Raw genomic sequence first — 8,077 nt, forward strand, 5'->3', positions numbered from 1 at the left:
CTCTGGAGGAAGCCGTGGGGAGGGGGGTGGGAGGCATCACACGGGAGACGGGGTAGGAGTGTATAAGGTAAGAGGTTCGGATCACGGAACCGCGTAAGTTCGCTTGGGATGATGGCAACGCCAGGGCCCACTACCACTCCTCCATGCGGGGTGGGTTGATGAAGAGCAAGATGACGATAAGCAGGGGGAGGAAGGGAAAAGCCCAGTCAAAGTAGACGCCGAGGTATCCGGCCAGGTCCCGCTCCTGTATCAGCTTGAAACCTTCTATGCCTCCGTAATAAAAAGTCGTGATGAAAGTTTCACTCTTCCAGCCAAGCTTGTCAGTGAGAATGGGGCCTAGATAAAACTGAGCTATCGCTAGAGCGAAGGTGGCCAGAAAAGCCCAAAAGAACCTCCGCAAGCCTTCTTCCAACAGGACGATGGCATACCGTAGGGAACCCTTCTTTTTCCACAGCATCACTCACTGCCCCTTGCTCAAGGATTCTACCCAAACCAGCCCGACTGCCACTCGGTCCGCACGAACCCTTCCATAACCGTACCGCAAACCTCCCTAAATCAGCGGGGTTCTGTTCCCCTCGGACGGGTCCAGAACCTTGAGCCAGCGGATGAAGTATAGGTTCGAAAGACCTGCACCAAGGTGTTCAGAGCTCATAAACCCAAAACCAACGATAAAGTAATCTGGATCCTGGCCCAAAAGCAAGAACACAAGGCCTCCTCCCATGCCCATGCTTATGCTCAAGACTGCAGCCAGGAATAGGCCCCACCAAAAACCAAACCGCCGGAAGAAGTAGCGGGCAATCGAATTCGACTCAACCTCCGGGCCGTAACGGACAACGGCCCACCGGGTGGTGATGGCATCCAGGCAAAACCCCAGCAGGTAGACGAGAAAGGCAAGGGCGAGCTGCAGGGGGAGAGGGGTGGGGACGAGGGAGATGGCAATGAAGAGCGACATGCCGACGCCGTAGGTGACGCTGTAGATGACTATGCCTGTTCCGCCAGAGTCCGTAGGCCCATGGGCCACCTCCCTTAGACTTGGTCAAAGTTTAGCCCGCCCCCGCGTGGCCTTCAAGGGCTTCCCAGAGGGCGAGGATGACCGGATGGAGGAGGGAAAAGGTCTTTGGGGTGGGGCGGAGCCACGTGCCCTCCACCTGGAGGAGCCCCGCTTCGGCCAGCTCTTGGGCTTTTCCTCTAGGGTGACCTTAGCCGCGAGGTCGCCTTTGGCGAGGTCTTGGCCCTGAAGGAGGATAAAGAGGGCGAGAGTGAGGCGTTCGGCCAGGGTGGCCTTTTGATGCTAGGGTTTCTGCGTCAAGGTAGTAAGTCAGCCGGAAGCTATGTTCTGGGGGTGCTCGCGGTGAGCTTCCATAGCGCCCCCCTCTTTTTTCACACCCAAGGGCTTCGGATCAAGTAGCACACGAGGGAATGTGTTGACCGATTACACCCCCTTGACTAAAAGAAGCACTCCGGCTACTATTTGCCTTGGCCCTGAGCCGGGATGGCGGAATTGGTAGACGCGCATGATTCAGGGTCATGTGCCCGTAAGGGTGTGCAGGTTCAAGTCCTGTTCCCGGCACCAAGCCACCCCCCCAAAGGGGGGGTTTCCTTTGGGTGCGTCTTTACCCTCTCATCAAAGGGTGGTAGACTGGCCCTGGATAGGGCTCCCGGGAGACCAGGGGGGTGGGTCGCAAACCCACCCCCCTCGCTTGGGAACGAGGAGGTGAGGCGTGGGGCAGGACTACTCCCTCGAGCAGATTGTGGTGGAGGTGCTCCACCCGTTGGGCTACGAGGTGCTGGAGGTGGGGCTTAGGCCCTCGGGGCGTTCGCGGGTGCTTTTGGTGAGGATTGAGCGCCGGGACGAAACGCCTATCACGGTAGCCGACCTCGAGCGGGCCAGCCAGACCCTCTCGAGCCACCTAGACCGGTACGACCCCATTGCGGGCAAGTACCTTTTACAGGTTGAATCCCCTGGCCCCCAGCGCCCCCTGCTCACCGCCCGCCACTTTGAGCGCTTTGCGGGGCTCAAAGTCCGGGTGCGCAGCCCGGAGGGCAGTTTTACCGCCCGGGTCAAAGGGGTACAGGAGGACCAGGTGGAGTTTGAACTGGACAACCAGGAAACCCGCCGGCTGAAGGTCGGCAGCTTCAAGGCCAACCTAGCCGAGTGGCCAGAACAGCCCAGATAAGGAGGAAGACCCGTGAACAAGGAATTCGTAGACGCTCTAGCCCAGGTCGCCCATGAGCGAGGGGTCACCGCCGAGGAGCTCATTCAAAACTTTGAGGAGGCCCTGCGGCTCGCCTACCTGAGGCAAAAGGGCTACCGCACCAGGAAGGACGGCGAGGAAGAGGGCAAAGGCCCCATCGTGGAGGTTCACCTAGACCCCCAGATGGGCACCTTGGAGGTGCTCGAGGTCAAGCGGGTGGTTGAGAAGGTCCAAGACCCTGAGAAAGAGATTGACCTGGAAACCGCAAAGCAGTACGACCCCGAGGTTTCCATAGGCGAGGAGATGGAATTCCCAGTAGACCCTGAGGAGTTCAGCCGAATCGCCATTCAGATTGCCAAGCAGGTGCTCACCCAAAGGCTCAAGGAGGCCGAGCGCACCCGCGTCCACAACGAGTACAAGGACAAAGAAGGCGAAGTGGTCACCGGAACCGTGGCCCGGGTAGACAACCGCGGCAACGTCTATGTGGAGCTGGGTCGGGGTGAGGCGCTCATGCCGCCTAAGGAGCAGATTCCCACCGAACGCTACTACCCAGGCCAGCGCATTAAGGTCTACCTCAAGCAGGTGCAGCGCTCCTCCAAAGGCCCCAGCCTGCTGGTCTCGCGGGCCCACGAGGAGCTGCTGCGCTATTTGCTGCGCCAGGAGGTTCCCGAGATTGCCGAGGGCATCGTGGAGGTCAAGGCCATCGCCCGGGAACCGGGGAGCCGGAGCAAGGTGGCGGTGATGAGCCACAACCCCAACGTAGACCCCATTGGGGCCTGCATCGGCCACAAAGGGCAGCGTATCCAGTCGGTATCGGCGGAGCTAGGCCGCGAGCGGGTGGACATCATCCAGTGGAGCCCCAACCCCAAGGAGTTCATCCGCAATGCCCTCTCCCCAGCAACGGTCGGCGAAATTACCCTAGAGACCCGAGAGGACGGGAAGAATCGAGCTCGAGTGGTGGTGGCCAAGGACCAGCACTCCTTGGCCATTGGAAAATCGGGGCAGAACGTGCGGCTGGCCTCCAGGCTCACCGGCTACGAGATTGATTTTGAGGAGGCCGAGGAGATTACCGACCTAGACGCGGCCATTCTCAAAGCCGCCGAAAAAGAAGAAGCCCTCCGGGCCTCCCAAAACGCCAGAGAACGCTTTGACAGCCTGTTCAAAGACGGCGAGTAGCCCATGCCCGGCAAGCACATTCCCATTCGCCAATGTGTGGCCTGCCGAACCCGCAGGCCCAAGCGCGAACTCTTGCGGATTGTGCTGGGCGAAGCAGGGCCGGTAATTGACCCCACCGGGCGCCGGCCCGGCCGCGGGGCCTACGTCTGTCCGGACAACCCCGAGTGCTGGAGTGAAAAGAAGCTACGGCGCTTCGCCGGGGCCAAAGCCACCGAGCTCTCCCAGGCTTTGCGAACGCTTTTAGAGGGCCTTCTTCCTAGGCCCTCTTAGAGGAGGTTTACATGGCAAAAATTAGAATCTATCAGCTCGCCAAAGAGCTGGAGATGTCCAACGAAGAGCTCCTGAAAATTCTTGACGATATGGGCGTGGCCTACAAGTCGCACGCCAGCACGCTGGAGGAAGACACCGCCCAAGCGGTCAAAGAGCTCATCGGGGAACAGCGGGTGGCCGAGGCCGCCCGAAGGGCCGAAGAGGCCCGCAAGGCCATCCCCCCACGGCCCCCGGTGGTGGTAATCATGGGCCACGTAGACCACGGCAAAACCAGCCTGCTGGACTACCTGCGCAAAAGCCGCATCGCTGAGAAGGAGGCCGGAGGAATTACCCAGCACGTCGGGGCCTTTGAGGTCAAGACCGAGGGCGGCACCGTGGTCTTCATTGATACCCCGGGGCACGAGGCCTTCACCACCATACGGCAGAGGGGGGCTAAGGTCGCCGACATCGCCGTCATCGTAATCGCCGCAACCGAAGGGGTCATGCCACAGACCAAGGAGGCCATCGCCCACGCCAAAGCCTCAGGGGCCAAGATCATCTACGCGGCCAACAAGATGGACCTCCCCGGGGCGGATATAAACCGGGTCTACCAAGACCTGATGCAGATGGGCATTGTCCCGGTGGCCTATGGCGGTGATGCCGAGGTGCTGCCCATCTCAGCCAAGACCGGCCAGGGCATACCCGAGCTTTTGGAGACCATCCTGCTCATCGCTGAACTCGAGGACCTGCGGGCCGACCCTAAGGCCGAGGCCCAGGGGGTCATTCTAGAATCGCGCATGGATAAGCAGGCCGGTGCGCTGGTAAGCCTGCTGGTGCAGCAGGGCACCCTGCGGGTGGGCGACTACGTGGTGGCTGGGGAGCACTGGGGCAAAATTCGGGCCATGTCCGACGCCGACGGAAAGCGGCGCAGCGAGGCCGGCCCCGGCAGCGCGGTGCAGGTGCTGGGCTTCTCGGAGCTGCCGGTGGCCGGAGAGACCTTTTTCTGGGTGCCCGACCAGGTGGCCGCCAAAGAGATTACCGAGGAGCGCATTGAGGAGCGCAGGGCCCGGGAAAGCCAGGCCGAGGCCGGAAGGACCCGCAACCTGGCCGACCTAATGCGCCGGATGCGCGAGAGTGAGCAGAAGGAAATCAACCTAATCCTGCGCGCGGACACCCAAGGCTCGCTGGAGGCCATTCAAAACATCCTGAGCAAGGAATCCGGGGATGAGGTCAAGGTAAACGTCCTGCTGGCGGCAGTAGGGGCGCCCAGCGAATCAGACGTACTGCTGGCCTCCACCGCCCACGGGGCCATTCTCTCCTTCAACGTCAACCCCAGTGGTTCTGTTCGCAAGATGGCCGAGCAAAAGGGGGTGCCCCTGCAGAGCTTCCGCGTCATCTATGAGTTGATAGACGAGATTCGCCGGATGGTCAAGGGCCAGCGGGAACCGGTGTTCAAAGAGGAGGTGCTGGGCACCGCCGAGGTGCGGGCCATCTTCAAGCTTTCGCGGGGCACCGTGGCGGGCTGTATGGTGACCACCGGCAGGATTACCCGCAACGCGGACATCCGGGTGCTGCGCAAGGGCAAAGAGGTCTGGAGAGGAAAAATAGAGAGCCTAAGGCGCCTAAAGGACGATGTGCGGGAGGTGAGCCAGGGATTTGAGTGCGGGGTGATGCTCGAGGGGTTCGCCGACTTTCAGGAAGGGGACATTCTGGAAGCCAGCCAGCGGGTTGAGGTGACTGCCGGTTAGGATGTTTACGCGTGGGCTCCTCCTGGTGGTGCTGGCCCTCATGGGCCTGGGACCGGGGCTTTTCTGGTCGCCCAAAAGCCCTGGGGAGGGCGGGTTGTCCCAAGGTTTTAGCCCAGCCCCTCTGCCCCAGCCCCTCCTGGAGGCCAAAGCCAAGCCGGTCCCACAGGGCCTGGGGGTTCCAACCGCCTCAGGACAGGCCCTAGCCCCAGCCCAGCCGGCCCCCTCCCCCTTCTGGCGGCCCGTGGCCTGGACCGCTCGCTGGCCCCAGCGGCTTTACCTGGTTTACGGCCGGCTGCAAACCGATGGCGGCTAGGCACCGGATGAGAAGCGCTCAGCACAAGGCACAAGTCTGCGTCTTTTCGGAACCAAAAGTTCCCCGGCTCGCCGCAAGTCAGCAGCCCTCCTCTTTAGGAGAACCCCTATGACCAACCGTCAGTGGAAAGCCTTTTTCCTCATAGCCCTGTTCGTAGCGGCCCTGGTGGGCCTATTCCGCCCCTGGGAGCCGCGCGACCCTAAAAACGCCTTTCTGCCCCGCGACGGGCTCATCCGGCTGGGCCTAGACCTGCAGGGGGGTCTGCGCATCACCCTGCAAGCGGTGGGCCAAAGCCCCGATGCCCAGACCGCCCGCAGCGAGATTGAGGTGGCCCGCACGGTCATTGAAAACCGGGTTAACGCCATCGGGGTGGCCGAGCCTTTGGTGCAGATTCAAGGCAACGACCGGATTATCGTGGAGCTCCCCGGCCTCAAGCAAGACCAGCAGCAGCGGGCCCTAGACCTGATTGGGCAGACCGCGAGGCTCGAGTTCCGCATCGTGAACCCCGGGGCCACCGGCCTCACCGTGGCCCAGATCAACGACCAGCTCAGGAACTCGGGGCTTTCTGGAAGTGAGCTGGCCGCCCGCCGGGCCGAGCTAGAAAAGAGTCTGTACAAGCTGGAGGACCTAGGCCCACCCCTCCTCACCGGAACCGACCTGCGCACGGCCAGCGCCACCTTTGACCAGTTTGGCCGGCCCCAGGTTTCCATGGAGTTCACCCCAGAAGGGGCCAAAAAGTTTGAGGAGGTTACCCGGGCCAACATAAACCGCCAGCTTGCGGTGGTGCTGGACGATAAGGTCTACACCGCACCGGTCATCCGCAGCGCCATCCCCGGAGGCCAGGCGGTAATTGAGGGGCTATCCAGCGTGCAGGAAGCCTCGGACATCGCCTTGGTACTGCGCTCAGGCTCGCTGCCGGTGAAGCTCGAGGTAGCCGAGACCCGGGCCATTGGCCCTACGCTTGGCCAGGACGCCATCGCGGCCGGCATAAGGGCCGGGGTTATCGGAGCAGTGCTTCTCTTCGCGCTGCTCTTTGCCTACTACGGCTTCTGGATGGGCCTGGTGGCCGCACTGGGCCTCCTTTACACCGCTGTGCTGCTCCTGGCCTCCATCTCCCTGCTCCAGGCCACCCTCACCCTACCCGGCATCGCCGGGCTTATCCTGACCCTGGGGGCTGCTGTAGACGGCAACGTGCTCTCCTTTGAGCGCATCAAGGAGGAGCTCAAGCTTGGCAAAAGGTTCCGCCAGGCCATCCCAGGCGGCTTCTCCCATTCCATCATCACCATCCTAGACGTGAACATGTGCCATCTGCTGGCCGCAGCGGCCCTCTACCAGTACAGCACCGGGCCGGTGCGGGGCTTTGCCGTGATGCTGGCCTTAGGGGTAGTAACCTCGGTCTTCTCCAACCTGGTCTTCAGCCGCTGGCTGCTGGAAATCATCGCCGACCGGCGGGAGGTGCGGCCCCCTTACTGGCTCTGGGGAACCCGGATTGACTTTCTCAAAGCTGCCCGCTACGTGACCGCGGCCTCGCTGGGGCTGGCGGTAGTGGCCGTCGGGGTTGTCTTCACCAAGGGCTTCAACTATGGCATTGACTTTACCGGGGGCACCGCCTTCACCATCCGGGTGCCGGAGAACATCCGGGCCGAACAAATCCGCAGCTTCCTAGACGGGGCGGGCATCGCTGAGGTAAAGGGGGCCGAGTCGGTCATCACCTCGCTCTCCAGCGTCGCAGGCAACGAGTACTCCGTCCGGGTACGCCAGATAAGCGAGGCCGAGCGAATTGAGCTCGAGCGCAAATTCCAGGAGAGCCTAGGGGCCACCGTACTGCAGTCGGAAACCGTAGGCCCGGCCATTGGGGCTGAGCTACGGCGCAACACCGTCTACGCGGTGCTGATTGGGCTAGCCCTCATCTTGATTTATGTGGCCTTCCGCTTTGACTGGGTGTTCGGGGTAGCCAGCGTAATCGCGGTGGGGCACGACGTGGCCATCGTAGCCGGGATGTACAGCCTGCTGGGGCTCGAGTTCTCCATTCCCACCGTGGCGGTCCTCCTCACCATCGTGGGCTTCTCCATCAATGACTCGGTGATTATCTCCGATCGCATCCGGGAAAACCTCAAGCTCATGCGAGGCAAAAGCTACTACGAGGTTGTCAACGCCTCCATCAACCAGACCCTCTCCCGCACGCTTATGACCTCGCTCTCCACCATGCTACCCATCCTGGCCCTTCTGTTCCTAGGCGGTCCGGTGCTGCGGGACTTTTCCCTGGCCATCTTCGTAGGCTTTATCGTGGGCACCTACTCCTCAATCTACGTGGTCTCGGCGCTGGTGGTTTGGTACAAAACCCGCGAACAGGCTAGAAAAACCCGCCCCAAAGCAGCTTAAGAATGCCCCATACC

Annotated in this window: 8 protein-coding genes, 1 tRNA gene and 1 pseudogene; 7 read left to right on the forward strand and 3 right to left on the reverse strand. The window is 61.7% G+C overall.

The window, feature by feature from the left end:
- Positions 1-130 precede the first annotated feature (130 nt).
- From Mlute_RS13080 to Mlute_RS16700, 3 genes and pseudogenes are all read right to left on the reverse strand, one after another.
- Positions 131-460 (reverse strand): hypothetical protein, encoded by a 330-nt coding sequence (locus Mlute_RS13080; protein ID WP_147371096.1) that lies wholly within the window; start codon positions 458-460, stop codon positions 131-133.
- 90 nt (positions 461-550) lie between these two features.
- Positions 551-952, reverse strand: coding sequence for a hypothetical protein (locus Mlute_RS13085; RefSeq protein ID WP_147371097.1), 402 nt, complete (start codon positions 950-952; stop codon positions 551-553).
- A 213-nt stretch (positions 953-1,165) separates the two neighbouring features.
- Positions 1,166-1,291: pseudogene (locus Mlute_RS16700) on the reverse strand (transposase); the annotation flags it as partial.
- A gap of 195 nt (positions 1,292-1,486) precedes the next feature.
- Between Mlute_RS16700 and Mlute_RS13100 the strand changes: the two are divergent.
- From Mlute_RS13100 to secD, 7 genes are all read left to right on the forward strand, one after another.
- Positions 1,487-1,573: transfer RNA gene (locus Mlute_RS13100), tRNA-Leu, on the forward strand.
- Positions 1,574-1,721: 148 nt separating this feature from the next.
- Positions 1,722-2,177: a ribosome maturation factor RimP gene (gene rimP, locus Mlute_RS13105; RefSeq protein WP_119361052.1), complete on the forward strand. Its 456-nt coding sequence runs from the start codon at positions 1,722-1,724 to the stop codon at positions 2,175-2,177.
- A gap of 12 nt (positions 2,178-2,189) precedes the next feature.
- Entirely contained in the window at positions 2,190-3,371 is a 1,182-nt protein-coding gene (nusA, locus tag Mlute_RS13110; RefSeq protein ID WP_119361053.1) for a transcription termination factor NusA, read from the forward strand.
- 3 nt (positions 3,372-3,374) lie between these two features.
- Positions 3,375-3,641, forward strand: coding sequence for a YlxR family protein (locus tag Mlute_RS13115; protein ID WP_119361054.1), 267 nt, complete (start codon positions 3,375-3,377; stop codon positions 3,639-3,641).
- Between the two features lie 11 nt (positions 3,642-3,652).
- Positions 3,653-5,368, forward strand: coding sequence for a translation initiation factor IF-2 (gene infB, locus Mlute_RS13120; RefSeq protein ID WP_119361055.1), 1,716 nt, complete (start codon positions 3,653-3,655; stop codon positions 5,366-5,368).
- A gap of 1 nt (position 5,369) precedes the next feature.
- Positions 5,370-5,681, forward strand: coding sequence for a hypothetical protein (locus Mlute_RS13125; RefSeq protein ID WP_119361056.1), 312 nt, complete (start codon positions 5,370-5,372; stop codon positions 5,679-5,681).
- Between the two features lie 108 nt (positions 5,682-5,789).
- On the forward strand, positions 5,790-8,063 hold the full coding sequence (secD, locus tag Mlute_RS13130) for a protein translocase subunit SecD (RefSeq protein ID WP_119361057.1): 2,274 nt from the start codon (positions 5,790-5,792) through the stop codon (positions 8,061-8,063).
- Positions 8,064-8,077: the final 14 nt, after the last annotated feature.

It is taken from the genome of Meiothermus luteus, from assembly GCF_003574085.1.
Classification (GTDB): domain Bacteria; phylum Deinococcota; class Deinococci; order Deinococcales; family Thermaceae; genus Meiothermus; species Meiothermus luteus.

Coding starts and splice junctions, on each gene's coding strand:
- Mlute_RS13085 (WP_147371097.1), bottom strand. CDS start 952: ATGTCGCTCTTCATTGCCATCTCCCTCGTCCCCACCCCTCTCCCCCTG.
- Mlute_RS13115 (WP_119361054.1), top strand. CDS start 3,375: ATGCCCGGCAAGCACATTCCCATTCGCCAATGTGTGGCCTGCCGAACC.
- infB (WP_119361055.1), top strand. CDS start 3,653: ATGGCAAAAATTAGAATCTATCAGCTCGCCAAAGAGCTGGAGATGTCC.
- Mlute_RS13125 (WP_119361056.1), top strand. CDS start 5,370: ATGTTTACGCGTGGGCTCCTCCTGGTGGTGCTGGCCCTCATGGGCCTG.
- secD (WP_119361057.1), top strand. CDS start 5,790: ATGACCAACCGTCAGTGGAAAGCCTTTTTCCTCATAGCCCTGTTCGTA.